We start from the raw sequence: 16,806 nt of genomic DNA, 5'->3' as shown, positions 1-16,806 counted from the left end.
TTTGCGAAGGCCCGCCGACTGACGGGCTGGGCAACGGGAGAGCATGACGTGGCGGATGCAATGATTGGGGCGACGCGCCCGAGATGGCGGCTGGGATACGAAGAGCGCAGCGCCATGCTGTTCCTTGCTCCGGTAATGGTTGTGCTGGGTGCGGTTGCCGTCTTCCCGATCCTCTATTCGCTCTACATCAGCTTTTTCAGCGTCAAGCTCACGCGGCCGAACCGGACGCCCTTCGTCGGCCTCAAGAACTATACCGATCTGCTGGGGGACGCGGCTTTCTGGAGCGCGGTCTGGCGCACGGTGAGTTTCTCGCTCGTCTCTGTCAGTGCGATCGCGGTGATCGCATTGCTTGTTTCGCTGCTGCTGAACCAGGAGTTCCGCGGTCGCCGCATCCTCTCCACGATCCTGCTGGTGCCTTGGGCAATCCCCTACGTGGCGAATGCGCTGATGTGGAAATGGATCTACGATTCCAGTTATGGCGCCCTGAACGGTCTGCTCTACCAGCTTGACTTCATTGACAAATACATGGTCTGGCTCGGTGATCAGGACAAGACGCTGTTCCTGATCGCGAACGCTTTCGTGTGGAAGGAAGTCCCGCTCGCGACGATCCTTCTTCTGGTCTCGCTCAAGTCGATCCCTGCGGATCTGTATTCGGCCGCCCGCGTCGATGGCGCGACGGTCTGGCAGCGCTTCGTCCATGTCACCCTGCCTGCGATGAAGCCCGGTTTCATGCTGGTGATGATCTACGAGACGATGATGGCAATCCGCCATTTCGATCTGTTCTTCGTGCTGACCGAGGGCGGTCCCGGCAGCGCCTCGCATGTCTTGTCCTGGCACATCTATGTCGAGACCTTCCGCAACCTCTCCTTCGGGAGTGGGGCCGCGATGTCCTACCTGCTCGCGATCGCGACCTTCGCGCTTTCCTATCTCTTCATCCGAACGCTGGGGCGCAAACTCTGATATGACCGATATGCCCAACACCCCTCCCGCCGACGCGATCGACTACCGCCGCCGCCAGAAAATTGCGCGCATCGTGCAGCGGCTCGTGATCGTCGTCTCCGCGATCGTCCTGGCGATCTATGTGCTCGCCCCGGTTTCCTGGCTTGTCTCGTCGGCCTTCCAGACCGAGGCCGAGATCGTCTCGATCCCGCCGCACTGGATCCCCGACGAGCCGACATTGCGCAATTTCGAGGCGATCTTCACCGCCGGAGACAGCGAGCCGGTCACCTACGAGACGCGCTCGGGCACTGATCCGGCCGCAGGTGATTTCATCCCCTCGACCGCGAAGAACCTTCTGCCTTCGATGCTCAACAGCCTCATCGTTGCGACGCTTGTTGTGATCCTCAATCTTCTCGTCGGGGTGCCCGCCGCCTATGCGATCGCGAAGATCCGGTTTTGGGGGCGTAATGCTTCCGTCTATTTCATCCTGATCACGCGGGTGATCCCCGATATTGCGTTGGTCGTGCCGTTCTTCCTCGTGATCCGCAAACTCGGGATGCTCGATACGCTGGGCTCGCTCGTGATCACTTACCTTGCGATCACGGTTCCGTTCACGGTCTTCATCATGATCCAGTACTTCGAGGGACTTCCCGACGAACTGGACAAGGCCGCACGAGTTGATGGCTGTTCCCGATTGCAGGCGCTGATCAAGGTGTTCCTGCCGCTCTCGCTGCCCTCCCTCGTCGCCGTGGTGCTGTTCACCTTCCTCGCCAGCTGGAACGAGTTCCTGCTCGCCCTGATGTTCACTCAGACCTCGGCGTCGCAGACCCTCCCCATCCTACTGGCCTCGTTCACCTCCGATTTCACGGTGAGCTTCTCCTTCCTCAACGCCGCGGGCGTTCTGGCAGTCGTGCCGCCTGTCATCGTCGCAATCGTCTTCGAACGCTACATCGTTTCCGGTCTGACCGCCGGGGCTGTCAAAGGTTAGAAAGGACAAAGTCTTGGCCCGGATCCGCTTCACCAACGTCAACAAGAAATACGCCAACGGCTTCCACGCCGTTCGCGATCTCAACCTCGATATCGAGGATCGCGAGTTCATCGTCCTGCTTGGCCCGTCGGGCTGCGGCAAATCCACGACCCTCAACATGATCGCGGGGCTCGAGGAGGTCTCGGACGGCAATCTGATCTTCGACGAGCAGGTTGTGAATTACGTCCCCCCGCACAAGCGCGACGTCGCGATGGTCTTCCAGAGCTACGCGCTCTATCCGCACAAGACGGTCTACGACAATATCGGCTTCGGTTTACGGATGCGGAACGTGTCGAAGGAAGAGATCGACAGGCGCGTGCGCGACGCGGCGCAAAAACTCGAGATTTCCCATTTGCTCGACCGACGCCCGTCGCAGCTCTCGGGCGGCCAGCGTCAGCGTGTGGCGCTGGGGCGCGCGATGGTTCGCGAGCCTGCGGTATTCCTGATGGACGAACCTCTCTCGAACCTCGATGCGGCGTTGCGGATTTCGATGCGTGCGGAGATCAAGGAACTCCATCGCGCGATGCAGACGACTTTCGTCTATGTGACCCACGATCAGGCCGAGGCGCTTACCCTCGCGGATCGTATCGTGGTGATGAATGACGGTGTTGTGCAGCAGATCGGCACGCCGGATGATATCTACGAGCGTCCGGCGAACACCTTCGTCGCTTCCTTCCTCGGGAGCCCGCCGATCAACTATTTCGACGGGGTGCTCGAAGTCGGGCCGGATGACCGGATGAGCTTCATCCGTGACGGGTTGCGTCTCGCTTTGCCGGCGGCTCATGCGGCGCGACTCAAAGGGCAGGACGGCCGCGCGGTGCGGCTAGGTATCCGGGCCGAGGATGTCGCCGAAGGCCCTGCGGAGCTTGAGGTCAACGCGCTGAGCGGCACCGTGAATTCGGTGCTTCCGGTCGGCTCGGACCAGTACCTGGGAATGGATTTCGGCGGCGAAGAGCTGTTCTTCCGCGTCGGCAAGGATCTACGCCACGCCTTCGGTGAGGAGATCACCCTCGCCGTTGACCTCAACCGCCTGCACATCTTCGATCGTGAAACCGGTCAGTCGCTGATCTGGAACGCAGTCTGAAGCGATGAAACCGGCCCAATTCACCTACCACCGGCCCGCGAGTCTTGCAGAGGCTTTGGCGCTTTTGCGCACGCACGGGTCTTCCGCGAAGTCGCTCGCCGGGGGGCAAAGCCTCGGTCCGATGCTGAACATGCGGCTGGCGCGGCCGGACCATCTCGTCGATCTCAACGACTTGATCGAGCTCGACAGCGTCCGGGTGAGCGATGACATGGTCGAGATCGGCGCACTGACGCGCCATCACCGCGTGGCGAATGCGCCGGAATTGCGCCGCAGCCTTCCTCTTCTGAGTGCCGCCGCCGCATCCATCGGGCACTACGCCATCCGGCAGCGCGGAACGATCGGCGGCAGTCTCGCCCATGCGGACCCGGCGGCCCAATTGCCGCTGATTGCGGTGACCCTCGGCGCGTCGCTGGTGATCGCGGGTCTGCAGGGCACTCGAAACGTCGTTGCGGCCGATTTCCTGCAATCGATCATGACAGTCGATCTGCGCGATGGCGAACTCATCACCGCCCTTCGCTTTCCGCTGCCTGTTGGCGGTTTTTGGGCCTTCGAACATTTCTCGCGCCGCCATGGGGATTTCGCGATCGTGAGCGTTGCGTTGAACTTCGCGCAGGATGCGGACGGCAAGATCGATGCGCTGAGGCTCGGTCTCGGTGGCGTCGATACCGTCCCGCTGCGCTTGCCCGAGATCGAGGCGCGCGCGCAGGGCAGGCCGGCAGATGAAGACACCATTCGCGAGCTCGCTGCGGCAACTGCCTCGGCGATTGCGCCAGAGGACAGCGCGCAGGTGCCCGCAAGCTATCGCCGGAGGCTGGCCGAAACGCTTGTCATTCGGGCGTTCCAGTCCGCTCTGAACCGGGAGGAGGGCGCATGAACGCTCACAAACCTGAGCCCCTGACCCTGTCGCTGAGCGTGAATGGCCAGACCTATGATTTGCAGGTGCCCGCGCGCAAGCTGCTGTCGGATGTTCTGCGCGAGGATCTCGGCCTGACGGGCACCCATGTTGGTTGCGAGCACGGCGTCTGCGGTGCGTGTACCGTGCTGATCGACGGGCGTCCGGCACGCGCCTGCCTGACCTTCGCAGCCCAGATGGAAGGTCACGATATTACCACGATCGAGGCTGTAGGGCGGCCCGATGCTCTCTCGGTCCTGCAGCAGGCTCTGCATGAGGAACACGGGCTGCAATGCGGTTTTTGCACACCCGGCATCGTGATGACCTTCGAACACTACCTGCGCGAGAACCCGGCCCCGACCGCAGATGAAGTGCGTGACGTATTGTCGGGGAATCTGTGCCGCTGCACGGGCTATCAGAATATCGTGGCTGCAGTGCTGAAGGCTGCCGCGCGGATGCGGGGAGAGGCGGCATGAGCGACGCCTTCACCGAGATCGGTCGCGCCCTGCCGCGCAAGGAAGACCGCCGTCTCGTCACTGGCCGCGGCCGCTATCTCGACGACCTCGCCTTTCCTGGCGCGCTGCATGTGAGCTTTGTGCGTTCGCCGCATGCCCATGCTCGCATCCTCGGGATCGACAGCGTTGAAGCCGCTGCAATGCCGGGCGTCATGGGTGTATTCACCGGACGCGATCTCGATCAGTGGACGACGCGGCTGCGCCTCGCTCCGCCGATCGAGGGGTTGCAGCCGACCGAGCTCACGACGCTGCCGATCGACAAGGTGCGGTTTCATGGCGATCCCGTGGCCTGTGTGGTCGCGACAGATCGCTACCTCGCCGAGGATGCGGCCGAATGTGTCGTTGTCGACTATGAACAAATCCCGGCCGTGACCTCGATCGAAGAGGCCTTTGCGCCCGATGCCGTGCTGGTCGATGAAACCTTGTCCAGCAACATGGTCTCGCACCAAAGTCTGTGTGTCGGCGATCCCGCAGCACGGCGGGCAGAGGCCCATCGCGTGGTCTCGGCGCGTTTCGCCCTCCACCGCCACACGCATGCCCCCCTCGAGACGCGCGGCTGCGTTGCCGATTGGGACGACGGCCGAGCGCATCTGAATATGCATATCGGCAATCAGGTTCCGCACCCGCTGCGCAGCCAGCTCGCCGCGCGGCTGGGCCTCTCCGAAAGCCAGGTCACGGTGATGAGCCCCGATGTCGGCGGCGCGTTCGGTCAGAAGATCGCGCTTTACCGCGAGGAACTCGCTGTGGCGGCTCTCTCGCGTCATCTCCGCCACCCGCTGCGTTGGCGCGAGGATCGGATGGAAAACCTGATGGCCGCCGCCCATGCGCGCGAATACGAGTGTCGCACACGCGCCGCGGTCAGCGAAACGGGTAAGATCCTCGGGCTGGAACTCGAGATCGACGAGGATTTCGGAGGCTATTGCTTCTACCCGGCCAATTACATGGCGCGGGTCATCGCGCTCATCATGACCGGCCCGTACCGCATCCAGGATTATGCCTATGAGGTTCGCGTCGCCCTGACGAACAAATGCGGCGCCGGTCCTATGCGTGCGCCGATGGCGGTCACGAGCTGGGTGATGGAAGGCACGATCGACGCGATTGCCCGCGAGCTCGGCCTCGACCCGGTTGAAGTGCGCCGTATCAACGCGCTTGGCCCGGGGGACCTGCCCTACACGATGCCGACGGGCGAAGTCCTTGAAGATGTCACCCCGAAGGAAACGCTTGAAACCGCCGTTGCCGCAATCGATGTCGCGGCGTTCCGTGAGCGGCAAGCGCGGGCGCGGTCCGAGGGGAGGTATCTGGGGCTCGGGCTGTGCACCGTGATCGAAAGCACGACCTATGGATCGGAATTCTACAAATCCGCCGGCATCCCGGGATCGGGGCACGAGGCTGCGTGGGTGCGGATCGAACCCAGCGGGGCGGTCAATGCCTCCGTCGGGCTGATGGGCACGGGGCAGGGCTACGAGAGTCCGCTTGCGCAGGCCGTGGCCGAAGGACTCGGAGTGCGCTCGGAAGACGTCACGGTCCACATGGGCAACACGGACATCGCGCCCTACGGCATGGGCAGCCGCGGCGGTCGCGGCGCCACTGCCGGGGGCGGGACGCTCTATCTGTGCGCGCTCAAGGCGCGCGAGCGGGTGCTCGCGATCGCGGCTTCGATGCTTGATCTCAACGATGCTGGCGGGCTGCGGATGCGCGCGGGGCACATCGAGCGAATGATCGGTGAGGATTGGCAGAAAACCGGGCTTGCTCTGACGGATATCGCGCGGCGTGCCTATCTCGACCCGCTGGCGCTGCCAGAGGGTGTCGCGCCGGGGCTCGATTTCTCGCATAGCTATGACCCGCCAGCGATGACCTATTCGAATTCGACCCATGCCTGCGAAGTGGAGGTCGATCCGCAAACGGGTGCGATCTCGATCGACCGCTATATCGTGGCCGAGGATTGCGGCACCGTTCTCAATCCGATCGTCGTGCGCGGCCAACAGCAGGGCGCGATCGCGATGGGGCTGAGCGGCGCGCTGCTCGAACAGGTGATCTATGACGGCGCCGGGCAGAACCTTTCGGCGACGCTCGCCGATTATCTCGTGGCCTCCCCGAATGAATTGCCCGAATTCGAGATCCTGCATCACCACACTCCGAACCAACGCACGCCTGCCGGGATCAAGGGCATGGCCGAAGGCGGAGTGATGGGCGCGATCGGTGTGATCGCCAATGCGGTGAGCGATGCGCTCGCCCCCCACGGAATGACGATCGAGCGTCTTCCGCTGACCCCTCAATCCATTTGTGCGCTCCTGCAAGAGGCAGCGACCAGCCCAGCGAAAAGGACCCAGCTGTGATGGAACAGAAACCCACTGTCGGCTTCATTGGCCTCGGAATCATGGGGCACCACATGGCGGGGCACATCCTCGCTGCGGGCTACCCGCTCAATATCTACAATCGCACCCGCGCCAAGGGCGACGATCTGGTGGCACGGGGCGCTCAGTGGTGTGACAGCCCCGGTGCGGTTGCCGCGGCCAGCGACATCACGATCACGATCGTGGGCTACCCTGCCGATGTCGAACAGGTCTATCTCGCGGATGGCGGGATCCTCGCCAGCGCGCGGCCGGGATCCGTGCTGATCGACATGACCACCTCGAGTCCGGCCCTCGCCGCGCGGATCGCGCAATCGGGTCTCTTGAGCGGTGTTGCGGCCCTAGATGCCCCGGTTTCGGGTGGCGATGTCGGCGCGAAAGCGGGAAAGCTCGCGATCATGGTGGGGGGCGACAAACGCACCTTCGATCGTGTGTTGCCGGTGCTGGAAGTGATGGGGGCGAATATCGCGCTGATGGGCAAGGCAGGTGCAGGCCAGCACACCAAGATGGCGAACCAGATCGCGATCGCCTCGACCATGCTCGCGGTGGCCGAAAGCGTCAGCTACGCCCGTGCCGCCGGTTTGGATCCTGCGCAGGTTCTGAAGGTTATCGGAACCGGGGCGGCATCGAGCTTTCTGCTCAACGGGCTCGGGCCGAAAATGGTAGAAGAGGATTTCGCTCCCGGTTTCTTCATTCACCACTTCGTCAAGGACATGACCATCGCGCTGGATGAGACCGAAAGACTTGGTCTCGATCTGCCGGGCCTCGCTCTCGCGCGGAGCCTGTATCTCAAGCTCAAGGACGATGGGTTCGGTGAAGAGGGCACGCAAGCGCTCTACCGTGCATATAACGCGATCCACTCGGAGGCGGGTTGATGCAGTTCGAGGGCGATCACCTGATCCCGGCGGATCCTGAAACGGTATGGCGCGGGCTCAACGATCCGGAGGTCTTGCGCCGCGCGATACCGGGCTGCGAGGCGATGGAGCAGACAGGTGAGGCCGAATATACCGCGACAGTCGTCGCACGGGTTGGGCCGGTTGCGGCAAGCTTTCGCGGCAAGGTCGAGCTGTCCGATCTGGTCCCGCCCGTGTCCTACCGGATCACCGGACGCGGGCAGGGCGGGCCTGCGGGCTTTGCCAAAGGGGGCGCGGAAATCAGGCTCTCTCCCGAGGGCGACGGCACGCGGTTGTCCTACATCGCCGATGTCGAGGTGGGCGGTAAGCTCGCGGCGGTTGGCGGACGGTTGATACAGGGCGTCGCACGCAAGAATGCTGAGGATTTCTTCAATGCCTTCTCGCGGGTCGTGACCGGAGAGGCCGAGTCAGAGACTCCTGCCCGTGAGGGCTCTGCTCGGCCGGGCGCGATGGCCGCTGCCGCAGCGGGGCATATCCCGCTGATCGACCGTGTCGCATGGCTTCTGGTCGGTCTCGGTCTTGGTCTCGGGATCTGCTGGCTCTTCGGTTGAAAGGACGCGCGATGAATATCTCCCCGGCGATCAAGGCGATGGAAAACCAGCTTGTCGAGTGGCGGCGCGCGCTGCATCGCCGTCCCGAGCTGGCGTTCGAGGAGCATGAGACCGCCGCCTTCATCGCCACCCACTTGCGGGCTTTCGGACTTGAGGTGCATGAGGGGTTGGCCGGCACCGGGGTAATAGGCATTCTGCGCAATGGCGAGGGGCCAAGTGTCGGTCTGCGCGCTGATATCGATGCGCTGCCGATAGCGGAATTGACCGGGGCCGACTATGCCTCGGAAACTCCCGGCAAAATGCATGCCTGTGGCCATGACGGGCATACAACGATGCTGCTCGGGGCCGCGCAGGTGATGGCGGCCGATCCGCCCGGGCCGGGGACAGTCGTATTCATCTTCCAGCCCGCCGAGGAAAACGAAGGCGGAGCGCGGGTGATGATCGAGGATGGCCTGCTCGAACAATTCCCTCTCGACAGCACGTATGCGCTGCATAACTGGCCGGGGCTGGAGGCGGGCAGGATCGCAATGCGTGCAGGCCCCGTCATGGCCGCTTTCGATACGTTCGAACTGAAGGTGATGGGCAGGGGATCGCATGGTGCGATGCCGCATGAGGGGATCGACCCGATCACGCTCGCGGCGCAATTGCAGATGGCCTGGCAGACCATCGTCAGCCGCGCCGTGGATCCGACCGACGCGGCGGTGATTTCGGTGACGCAAATCCATGCGGGCCACACGCTCAATGTCATCCCCGATGAGGTGATCCTGCGCGGCACCGTGCGCACGTTGCGGCCCGCGACGCGCGATTTCGTTCAGGCCGAGATGACGCGCCGTGCCGAAATGATCGCTGAGGCATTCCACGCCTCGGCCGAGCTAACCTATCAGCGGCGCTACCCGGCAACGATCAACTCCCCCGAGGCGGCCGAGACTGCGCGCCGCGCGGCGGAGGCGATTGTGGGGCGCGATGCGGTGCAAACCGATTACGCGCCGAGCATGGCGAGCGAGGATTTCGCTTTCCTTTTGGAAAAGGTTCCCGGTGCTTACGGCTGGATCGGGAATGGATCGGCCGAGGGCGGGCGCAACCTCCACAGCCCGCACTATGATTTCAACGACGAGATCCTTCCGCTTGGTGTGCAATTCTTCGTCGAGGTCGCGCGGCGTGCCCTGATCGGAGCGAACGAATGACGGGGCGTCCATGACCCATCCCGCCGCGCAAGATCCCTGGCAGGAGCTTTCACAGACGGAAGCGCCCGGCGCGATTGCGGTGATTTCGGGGATCGAAGGTCCGGCCTATCGAAATGCCGGAACTGCGATGGCGATCTTGCATGACGGTCGGCGCATCGGCGCGCTCAGTGCTGGCTGTATCGAGGAAGATGTGGCCGAACATGCGCGAGCGGCGCTCCTCGACGGGAAGGTTCGCAAGCTGCGCTACGGCGTGGGCTCGCCCTTTTTCGATCTGAAGCTGCCCTGCGGCGGAGCACTCGAGGTGACCGTGATCCCGGCACCTGACCGGGAGTTGCTGGGTGAACTCGCGGCACGTCGCGCCCGCCGCGAAGAGACAGCGCTATGGCTGAGCGCTTCCGGCGATCTGCGTTTTACGGAGGAGGGCGCGGCGTCCGGGAAACCCGACGGGTTTCGCATCGCGTTTCGCCCCGAGCCACGCTTCGTGATCTTCGGCGCAGGGGCCGAAGCGGTGTTTTTCGCGGATCTCGTGCGCGCCACCGGTGCGCCGCATCTTCTTTTCACGCCGGAAGATGCCACCTTCGTCAATGCCAAGGCTGCCGGCTGCACTGTACGTCAACTGAACCGTACAGGAGTTCCGCCAGAGGCTGCTATCGACGCGCGCACCGCCGTGATCTTGCTATTCCACGATCACGATTGGGAGCTGGGTATCCTCGAGGGGGTGCTCGCGACCCAGGCTTTCTACATCGGGGCGCAGGGGAGTGTGCGCACCCAGACCCGACGGCAGGAAGGTTTGCAGGCTCGTGGTCTAGCTGCCGCGACGCGCGCGCGGGTTCACGGACCGATCGGGTTGATCCGGTCTGCGCGAGAGCCGCGACTGCTGGCTGTATCGGTGCTTGCCGAGGTCTTGGCTCAGGCGGAGAGCCATCCCTGAATTTTACCTGAATAGAGCAAGCGGGCTTTAGGGGCGGTGCTCCTTATCCACGCGATGCTTTCTCGGCGATGCCCGACGTGCCTTCGCGGCGCTCCAGTTCGGCGAGAACCTCGGCAAGGGGAATGTCGCGCGCAGCCAGCATCACCAGCAGGTGATAGAGCACATCCGCCGCCTCGTAAGTCAGGTTCTCCCTGTCGTTCTTCGCGGCCGCGATGATCGCTTCCACCGCTTCCTCGCCGAATTTCTCGGCGCATTTCTCCGGCCCCTTGGCAAGAAGCTTGGCCGTCCAGGAGGTTTCCGGGTCGGCACCCTTACGGGCTTCGATGGTCGCCGCGAGTTGCTCCAGAATGCTCATTGCAGCCTCATCGGGATGCCCGCGGCGGCCATGTATTCCTTGGCTTCGCGGATCGTGAATTCGCCGAAATGGAAGATCGAGGCCGCGAGCACGGCTGACGCCCCGCCCTTGGTCACGCCTTCCACCAGATGTTCGAGATTGCCAACGCCCCCGCTCGCGATCACGGGCACGTCTACCGCGTCCGAAATCGCTTTCGTCAGTTCGAGGTTGAAACCTGCCCGCGTGCCGTCGCGATCCATCGAGGTCAGAAGGATCTCGCCCGCGCCTTTCGCGGTCACCGTGCGGGCGAATTCGACCGCGTCGATGCCGGTGGATTTGCGCCCGCCATGGGTGAAGATCTCCCAGCGGCCCGGCTCCACGGTCTTGGCGTCGATCGCGCAGACGATGCATTGCGACCCGAAACGATCTGCGGCCTCGGCGATCACGTTGGGATCCGCCACGGCGGCCGAGTTGAACGACACCTTGTCGGCCCCGGCCAGCAGCAGCGCGCGCACATCCTCGTGGCTGCGGACGCCGCCGCCAACGGTGAGGGGCATGAAGCATTGCTCGGCGGTGCGGGTCACCAGATCGAACATCGTGCCGCGGTTTTCATGCGTTGCGTGAATGTCGAGGAAGCACAACTCGTCGGCGCCCGCCGCGTCATAGGCTTTCGCGGCCTCGACCGGGTCGCCCGCGTCGATCAGGTTGACGAAGTTCACGCCCTTGACCACGCGGCCATCGGCCACGTCAAGGCAGGGGATGATGCGGGTCTTCAGCATGGGCGGGCTCCTTTGGCGCCTTCATAGCGCGCAGCCGGCCGAAGGCAAAGAGGGAACGCACAGCACTCAGAGTGCCTCGACAGGGCATTGGGGCAGCAGTTTGCGCACCATCGCCGAAGAGCAGAGATCCGTCGCGGGCGTGGTGACTGCGGCCGACGCGCCAGCGGCTCCATGACGCAGCGCCTCGGGGAGCGATTTGCCGCGTGCGAGCGCGAGCGTGAACGCGGCCACGAAACTGTCCCCCGCACCAACTTTCGAGACGACCTTGACCGGGGCGGCCTTGGCAAACCAGCGCCCCTCGCGGGTGGCCAGAACGTTACCATCCGCGCCGCGCGCCAGGATCACTGCATGGGCGAGGCCGCGCGTCACCAGTTCCTGCGCGAAATCCGCGCTGTCGGTGCGCTCGGGCAAGGTGCGCCCGGCCAGTTCCTCGGCCTCCAGTTCGTCCATGCGCAGCACGTCGGCGGGCTTGGCCTCGGCGCTCAACAGGTTGTGCAGCGCCTTGCCGGAGGTATCGAGAAAGAGCTGTGCGCGGGTGCGCGAGATCCGCGTCGCAAGTCTTGCGGGGAAGTCGTCGGGCACGCCGGGTGGCTGGCTGCCCGAGAGAACCACGATCCCGCCTTCGGGCGCGGCCCTTGCGATGCGGCTGAGGGCTTTGTTGACGTCAGCCGGGCCCCAGTCCGGCCCCGGCATCACGAACCGGTATTGCTCGCCCGTGGTTTGATCGGTTGCGGTGAGGCTCATCCGGGTCTCGCCCGGTGCGGGGAAGGGAAAGAGACCGATCCCAGCTTCGGCCAGTAGCCGCATCACCTTGTCACCGGTCGTTCCGCCGAGCGCGACGAAGGCGGTGGAGTTGCCCCCGAGCGAAGAGATCGCTCGGCTGACATTGAGGCCACCACCTCCCGGATCCGTCAGCGGCCGGGTGCAGCGCAGCTTGCGCTCCGGCGTCACCGTGTCTGCCTCGATCGAGAGATCGACGGTCGGGTTCAGCGTGATCGTCAGGATCGAGGTCATCGCGCGCTCCGCAGCTTTGTTGCACCCGGATCATCGCAGCTGTGCGCCTGCGATCAAGGGTACAGATGCGGTTGCGAATGGAGAGGCGCGCCGCGCGAATGCCGCACGGCGCGCCTACCCGGGGCGTATGCGCCCCGCTCAGAGATTGAGCTGATAGGTCATCGGGTGGAAATGGAACCCGTCGCCCGTGGCCTCGAGATGGCCGACGCCGGGGAAGGGCATGTGGTAGCCGATGAAGGCCAGCCGATCCGCCGCCACCATGCCCAGAAGCGATTTGCGGGTGGCGGCCGCCGCTTCCTTGTCCATGTCGTATTTCACTTCCCAATCGGGTTTCTGGAGCGACCAGACATAGTGGTTGGTGGTGTCGGCAGCGAGCATCAGACCCTTGCCGCCAGACTCGAGCCGGAACGCCATATGACCCGGCGTATGACCGAAGGCGTCGACAGCGGAAATGCCCGACACGACCGAATCGCCGCCCTTGAGGAAGGTGATCTTCTCGGCCAGCGGGCGCACCTTGGCCTCGAAAGTCTCGTTGCCCGCGTTCGACCAGTGATCGAATTCGACCTGGCCGGTCACATATTTGGCATTGGCGAAGGTCTCGCCACCGTCGCCCATCAGCCCGCCGATATGGTCGCCATGCATGTGGGTGATGACGACGGTCGTGATCTCGTCGGGCGAATGGCCCGCAGCGGCGAGCGCGGCGGTGATACCGGCAGGCATGAGGCCGGTGTCGAAGAGGATCTTTTCCGAGCCGGTCTCGACCAGCGTGGGGGTGAAGAAATTCAGCGATTTGTCATGCGGGATGAAGGCATTCTGCGAGACTTCCGCAAAATCTTCGGGGCTTGCGTTCATGCCGAAGATGGTCTGCGGGTTCTCGAGTTCGCGGGTGCCGGCAAGCAGGGTCGTGACGGTCATGTCGCCAAGCTGCATCCGACGATAAAGCGGGATCGCGGGCGGGGACTCGGTGCTCTGGGCGGCAGCGCGCGTGCCGGTCAGGATCGCGGGGGCTGCGGGCAGGATCGCTGCGGTCTTGAGCGCGGCACGGCGGGTCATCAAACTCCTCGTCATCTCAATTCTCCCTGTCATGGTGGATAAACTCCCAGTTCCGAAGTCTAGCGCAAAGCGCTGCTTCTACCGATATGTGAACGTGCGTGAGCGTGAGATGGTTCACTCCCACCAGCGGTCGATCGAAGAAATGTCGTCATCCGACCAGCCGAGGTGATGGGCGAGTTCGTGCACGAAGATGTGGGTGACCAACGTGCCGAGGCTCTCATTGCCCCGCGAAACCCATTCGTCGAGGATCGGGCGGCGGAAGAGCCAGATCACATCCGCATGTCCGCCCGGGTCCATCACGGATTTCTCGGTCAGGGGCACGCCGTCATAAAGACCGGTCAACTCGAAAGGATCTTCGATCCCGAGTTCGGCGAGCATCTCTTCGGAGGCGAAATCCTCCACACGGATCGCGACGCCCTCGGCGGCCTTCGCAAACGCTTCGGGAAGGGCGGCGCGCGCAGCCTCGGCCAGAGCCTCGATTTCCTCGATGCCCGGGGCCATCACATCACGCCAGTCGTCGGTCTCGCTCATCGCTTTCTCCAAGCCGTCCTGCACCTCTCGCATAGCCCCTCATATGGACAAACGGGCCGCTGTGTGAAAGAGCAGGCCCAACAGGAGTTTGCCCAGATGACCACCGTTACCCGTTTCGCCCCGTCGCCCACCGGCTATATCCATGTCGGCAACCTGCGCACCGCGCTGATGAACTACCTGATCGCCCGCAAGACCGGCGGCACATTCATCCTGCGCCTCGACGATACCGACCAGGAACGCTCGAAGCAGGAGTATATCGACGCGCTGAAGCAGGATCTCGAATGGCTCGGCATCGAGTGGGATCGCGAGGAACGCCAGTCGTTGCGTCTCGAGCGTTACGCCGAGGTAGCCGAGCAGTTGAAAGCGGACGGCAAGCTCTACGAATGCTTCGAGAGCCCGACCGAATTGGACCTCAAGCGCAAGAAGCAGCTCAACATGGGCAAACCGCCGGTCTATGACCGCGCGTCGATGCATCTGAGCGAGGCCGAGAAAGAGGCGCTGCGCGCCGAGGGCAAGGAAGGCTACTGGCGCTTCAAGCTCGAACTCGAGCGGATCGAGTGGACCGACGGCATCCTCGGCGATCTGTCGATCGACGCGGCCTCGGTGTCCGACCCGGTGCTGATCAAGGCCTCTGGGCAGGTGCTCTACACTTTCGCCTCTCCGGTGGACGATGCGGATATGGGCATCACCCATATCGTGCGCGGCGGCGATCACGTCACCAACACCGCAACCCAGATCCAGATCATCGAGGCGATCGGCGGTAAGGTCCCGGCCTTCGCGCACCATTCGCTGTTGACCGGCCCGCATGGCGAGGAGCTGTCGAAACGCCTCGGCGCGCTCTCGATCCGCGATCTGCGCGCCGAAGGGATCGCGCCCGAGGCACTTTTGTCGATGATGGCGCGTCTGGGTTCGAGCCAGCCGATCGAGCTGAAGATGTCGATCGACGAGCTGGCCGACGGGTTCGAGTTGAGCCAGTTCGGCTCGGCGCCGACCAAGTTCGATCGCAACGACCTGATCCCGCTGACCCGCGCGCGCAACCAGCACCTGCCGTTCTCGGCAGTGGCCGACCGGATTGCGGCGCTGGGCATCCCCGAGGATCAGCGCGAACGCTTCTGGGCCGTGGCCTCGCAGAACATCGACAAGCTCGACGATCTGGCAGGCTGGGCCGATCTGTGCCTGAACGGGGCCGAGCCCGCGATTGCGGATGAGGATCGCGAGTTCATTGCGCAGGCCATGACGATGCTGCCCGACGCGCCTTACACCGAGACCACCTGGAAGGATTGGACTTCGGCGGTGAAGGAGGCGACGGGGCGCAAGGGCAAGGGGCTTTTCATGCCGCTGCGCAAGGCCGTGACGGGCATGGATCACGGCCCTGACATGGGCGAGCTGATGCCGCTTTTGCACAAGGTGCGCGCGAAGGGCTGAGGCGGGCGCAGATGGCCTGCACCCCTCGGGGTGGGCGGCGCGATCCGATCAGGATTGAAAAAAGGGCGGTCTCCCAGCGGAGCCGCCCTTTTCAATTCATCCCGCGCTTCAGCCCTGATGGATCAACGTCGCGAACAGCTTCGGATCGAGGCTGGCGCTTGCGAAGGTCGGGCCTTCGGTCAGCACCGCCACTGCGTCATGGCTATGCAGGCTCTCCTGATGGCTGGCGACGATGCGGAAGTCACCGATACGCGGTTCGGCCAGAAGGCGCTCGGCGAAGGCGCGCACCGCATCCTCGACGAAAATCGGGTTCGCGGCGTTGAGCTCGGCAAAGGCCTGCTCGTCCTCGCGCTTGACCATCACTTGCGTTTCAGTGGGCACGGCGGCGCGGGCGAGGTCGATGAGATCCTCGAACCAGAGACATTTGCCCGGCTCCACCACCGCCGAGATCCGCGCGACGGAACGCTGCGAATGGGGCGTCGCAAGCTGGCCGCGCATGGAACGCGCATGCTCGGACAGCTCAAGCGAACACGGGCAGGTCGAGGAATAGACGTAATCGAGATGGATCACCTTGCAGCGCTCTCCCGCGACCTCGATCAGTTCCAGCGCGATGTCGTAATATTGCCAACCCTCAAGCCCGGAGCGCAGCGAAGGCCGCTTCACCGGGAAGGAGACGCGCATCATCAGTCGCGCATCGAAGCTGTCAAGATCGTCCTTGTAGTCGTCGAGGGCGGCTTCCATCACCTCGAAGGAAAAGCTCTTTTCGGCATGGGCATAGAAGCTGCGCATCACGCGGCTCATGTTGATGCCCTTCTTGTCTGCCTCGAGGCTGACCGTGCCGGTGACCGAGGTTTCCAGCGTCAGATCGCCATTGTCGCGGGTCTTGAACCGCACCGGAAGGCGGAAATTCGAGATCCCGACATGCTCGATCCGGGTGTTCGCGCCCACGATCAGCGAGGCGGGGCCGTTTTGCAGATCGGGCAGCGAAGCCTTGTAGCTGTCGTCGACGGAGAATTGCGCGTCATAGACGCGGCTCAGATCGGGATAGTTCGACAATGCGTGCCCCGGCAGCAACCGCGCGATCGCCGGATCGAGCTGCGCCACCTCGACCGGATCGGCCTTGGCGGCCCATGCGCGCAAGGTTTCGAGCGCCGCGCGGGCCTCGTCATTATCCGGGGTCTCGATCCTGCCTTGCACGTTCATATCCTGTCCTCCGGTCTGCCCGGTCCCGCCAGATATGGGCGTTATAGGGGCGTTGTCCAAGGAAATACGTGCAAATGCG

General features: G+C 63.8%; 17 protein-coding genes. 11 read left to right on the top strand and 6 right to left on the bottom strand.

Features of this window, described 5'->3' with window-relative positions:
- Nucleotides 1-114: 114 nt before the first annotated feature.
- Genes BMG00_RS12305 through BMG00_RS12260 form a run of 10 tightly spaced genes read left to right on the top strand, consistent with a single transcriptional unit; the run spans nucleotide 115 to nucleotide 10,388 of the window.
- Nucleotides 115-960: a carbohydrate ABC transporter permease gene (locus BMG00_RS12305; RefSeq protein ID WP_210401969.1), complete on the top strand. Its 846-nt coding sequence runs from the start codon at nucleotides 115-117 to the stop codon at nucleotides 958-960.
- 1 nt (nucleotide 961) lies between these two features.
- A complete protein-coding gene (locus BMG00_RS12300; protein WP_211274132.1) occupies nucleotides 962-1,927 on the top strand; it encodes a carbohydrate ABC transporter permease in 966 nt (321 codons plus the stop codon).
- Nucleotides 1,928-1,940: 13 nt separating this feature from the next.
- The gene (locus tag BMG00_RS12295; protein WP_078574528.1) at nucleotides 1,941-3,050 is read left to right on the top strand and encodes an ABC transporter ATP-binding protein; all 1,110 of its coding nucleotides are present in this window, start codon (nucleotides 1,941-1,943) and stop codon (nucleotides 3,048-3,050) included.
- Between the two features lie 4 nt (nucleotides 3,051-3,054).
- A complete protein-coding gene (locus tag BMG00_RS12290; RefSeq protein WP_078574527.1) occupies nucleotides 3,055-3,924 on the top strand; it encodes an FAD binding domain-containing protein in 870 nt (289 codons plus the stop codon).
- The gene (locus BMG00_RS12285) at nucleotides 3,921-4,418 is read left to right on the top strand and encodes a (2Fe-2S)-binding protein (RefSeq protein ID WP_078530416.1); all 498 of its coding nucleotides are present in this window, start codon (nucleotides 3,921-3,923) and stop codon (nucleotides 4,416-4,418) included. The genes BMG00_RS12290 and BMG00_RS12285 overlap by 4 nt, the downstream gene beginning before the upstream one ends.
- A complete protein-coding gene (locus BMG00_RS12280; protein WP_078574526.1) occupies nucleotides 4,415-6,793 on the top strand; it encodes a xanthine dehydrogenase family protein molybdopterin-binding subunit in 2,379 nt (792 codons plus the stop codon). The genes BMG00_RS12285 and BMG00_RS12280 overlap by 4 nt, the downstream gene beginning before the upstream one ends.
- Entirely contained in the window at nucleotides 6,793-7,683 is an 891-nt protein-coding gene (locus BMG00_RS12275; RefSeq protein ID WP_078574525.1) for an NAD(P)-dependent oxidoreductase, read from the top strand. Before BMG00_RS12280 ends, BMG00_RS12275 begins: the two co-directional genes overlap by 1 nt.
- Nucleotides 7,683-8,273: an SRPBCC family protein gene (locus BMG00_RS12270; protein ID WP_078574524.1), complete on the top strand. Its 591-nt coding sequence runs from the start codon at nucleotides 7,683-7,685 to the stop codon at nucleotides 8,271-8,273. The genes BMG00_RS12275 and BMG00_RS12270 overlap by 1 nt, the downstream gene beginning before the upstream one ends.
- A gap of 11 nt (nucleotides 8,274-8,284) precedes the next feature.
- Entirely contained in the window at nucleotides 8,285-9,457 is a 1,173-nt protein-coding gene (locus tag BMG00_RS12265; protein ID WP_078574523.1) for a M20 aminoacylase family protein, read from the top strand.
- Between the two features lie 10 nt (nucleotides 9,458-9,467).
- On the top strand, nucleotides 9,468-10,388 hold the full coding sequence (locus BMG00_RS12260) for an XdhC family protein (protein WP_078574522.1): 921 nt from the start codon (nucleotides 9,468-9,470) through the stop codon (nucleotides 10,386-10,388).
- 43 nt (nucleotides 10,389-10,431) lie between these two features.
- Here BMG00_RS12260 and BMG00_RS12255 read toward each other — a convergent pair whose 3' ends face one another.
- The 5 genes from BMG00_RS12255 to BMG00_RS12235 form a co-directional block, all read right to left on the bottom strand.
- Nucleotides 10,432-10,743, bottom strand: coding sequence for a phosphoribosyl-ATP diphosphatase (locus BMG00_RS12255; protein ID WP_078530422.1), 312 nt, complete (start codon nucleotides 10,741-10,743; stop codon nucleotides 10,432-10,434).
- A complete protein-coding gene (gene hisF, locus BMG00_RS12250; RefSeq protein WP_078530423.1) occupies nucleotides 10,740-11,501 on the bottom strand; it encodes an imidazole glycerol phosphate synthase subunit HisF in 762 nt (253 codons plus the stop codon). The genes BMG00_RS12255 and hisF overlap by 4 nt, the downstream gene beginning before the upstream one ends.
- Nucleotides 11,502-11,567: 66 nt before the next feature.
- Nucleotides 11,568-12,515 carry a 1-phosphofructokinase family hexose kinase gene (locus BMG00_RS12245; RefSeq protein WP_078530424.1) on the bottom strand — a complete coding sequence of 316 codons (948 nt, stop codon included), beginning with the start codon at nucleotides 12,513-12,515 and terminating at the stop codon, nucleotides 11,568-11,570.
- 138 nt (nucleotides 12,516-12,653) lie between these two features.
- Nucleotides 12,654-13,583 carry an MBL fold metallo-hydrolase gene (locus BMG00_RS12240; protein WP_078574521.1) on the bottom strand — a complete coding sequence of 310 codons (930 nt, stop codon included), beginning with the start codon at nucleotides 13,581-13,583 and terminating at the stop codon, nucleotides 12,654-12,656.
- A gap of 99 nt (nucleotides 13,584-13,682) precedes the next feature.
- Nucleotides 13,683-14,099 (bottom strand): metallopeptidase family protein, encoded by a 417-nt coding sequence (locus BMG00_RS12235; RefSeq protein ID WP_078530492.1) that lies wholly within the window; start codon nucleotides 14,097-14,099, stop codon nucleotides 13,683-13,685.
- A 96-nt stretch (nucleotides 14,100-14,195) separates the two neighbouring features.
- Here BMG00_RS12235 and gltX point away from each other — a divergent pair, with 96 nt between their 5' ends.
- Nucleotides 14,196-15,524 (top strand): glutamate--tRNA ligase, encoded by a 1,329-nt coding sequence (gene gltX, locus BMG00_RS12230; RefSeq protein ID WP_078574520.1) that lies wholly within the window; start codon nucleotides 14,196-14,198, stop codon nucleotides 15,522-15,524.
- 108 nt (nucleotides 15,525-15,632) lie between these two features.
- Here the strand turns inward: gltX and folE2 are convergent, their stop codons facing one another.
- The gene (folE2, locus tag BMG00_RS12225) at nucleotides 15,633-16,727 is read right to left on the bottom strand and encodes a GTP cyclohydrolase FolE2 (RefSeq protein WP_078574519.1); all 1,095 of its coding nucleotides are present in this window, start codon (nucleotides 16,725-16,727) and stop codon (nucleotides 15,633-15,635) included.
- Nucleotides 16,728-16,806: the final 79 nt, after the last annotated feature.

The sequence above is a fragment of the Thioclava marina genome (assembly GCF_002020135.1).
Lineage (GTDB): Bacteria > Pseudomonadota > Alphaproteobacteria > Rhodobacterales > Rhodobacteraceae > Thioclava > Thioclava marina.
This window is presented reverse-complemented; position numbering and strand designations above follow the sequence as displayed.

Excerpts from the sequence above, each read along its gene's own strand:
- hisF (WP_078530423.1), bottom strand. The coding sequence starts at position 11,501 with ATGCTGAAGACCCGCATCATCCCCTGCCTTGACGTGGCCGATGGCCGC.
- BMG00_RS12275 (WP_078574525.1), top strand. The coding sequence starts at position 6,793 with ATGGAACAGAAACCCACTGTCGGCTTCATTGGCCTCGGAATCATGGGG.
- BMG00_RS12280 (WP_078574526.1), top strand. The coding sequence starts at position 4,415 with ATGAGCGACGCCTTCACCGAGATCGGTCGCGCCCTGCCGCGCAAGGAA.
- BMG00_RS12305 (WP_210401969.1), top strand. The coding sequence starts at position 115 with ATGCTGTTCCTTGCTCCGGTAATGGTTGTGCTGGGTGCGGTTGCCGTC.
- BMG00_RS12255 (WP_078530422.1), bottom strand. The coding sequence starts at position 10,743 with ATGAGCATTCTGGAGCAACTCGCGGCGACCATCGAAGCCCGTAAGGGT.
- BMG00_RS12235 (WP_078530492.1), bottom strand. The coding sequence starts at position 14,099 with ATGAGCGAGACCGACGACTGGCGTGATGTGATGGCCCCGGGCATCGAG.
- BMG00_RS12290 (WP_078574527.1), top strand. The coding sequence starts at position 3,055 with ATGAAACCGGCCCAATTCACCTACCACCGGCCCGCGAGTCTTGCAGAG.
- BMG00_RS12300 (WP_211274132.1), top strand. The coding sequence starts at position 962 with ATGACCGATATGCCCAACACCCCTCCCGCCGACGCGATCGACTACCGC.
- BMG00_RS12265 (WP_078574523.1), top strand. The coding sequence starts at position 8,285 with ATGAATATCTCCCCGGCGATCAAGGCGATGGAAAACCAGCTTGTCGAG.
- BMG00_RS12285 (WP_078530416.1), top strand. The coding sequence starts at position 3,921 with ATGAACGCTCACAAACCTGAGCCCCTGACCCTGTCGCTGAGCGTGAAT.
- BMG00_RS12245 (WP_078530424.1), bottom strand. The coding sequence starts at position 12,515 with ATGACCTCGATCCTGACGATCACGCTGAACCCGACCGTCGATCTCTCG.
- BMG00_RS12240 (WP_078574521.1), bottom strand. The coding sequence starts at position 13,583 with ATGACGAGGAGTTTGATGACCCGCCGTGCCGCGCTCAAGACCGCAGCG.
- gltX (WP_078574520.1), top strand. The coding sequence starts at position 14,196 with ATGACCACCGTTACCCGTTTCGCCCCGTCGCCCACCGGCTATATCCAT.
- BMG00_RS12260 (WP_078574522.1), top strand. The coding sequence starts at position 9,468 with ATGACCCATCCCGCCGCGCAAGATCCCTGGCAGGAGCTTTCACAGACG.
- folE2 (WP_078574519.1), bottom strand. The coding sequence starts at position 16,727 with ATGAACGTGCAAGGCAGGATCGAGACCCCGGATAATGACGAGGCCCGC.
- BMG00_RS12270 (WP_078574524.1), top strand. The coding sequence starts at position 7,683 with ATGCAGTTCGAGGGCGATCACCTGATCCCGGCGGATCCTGAAACGGTA.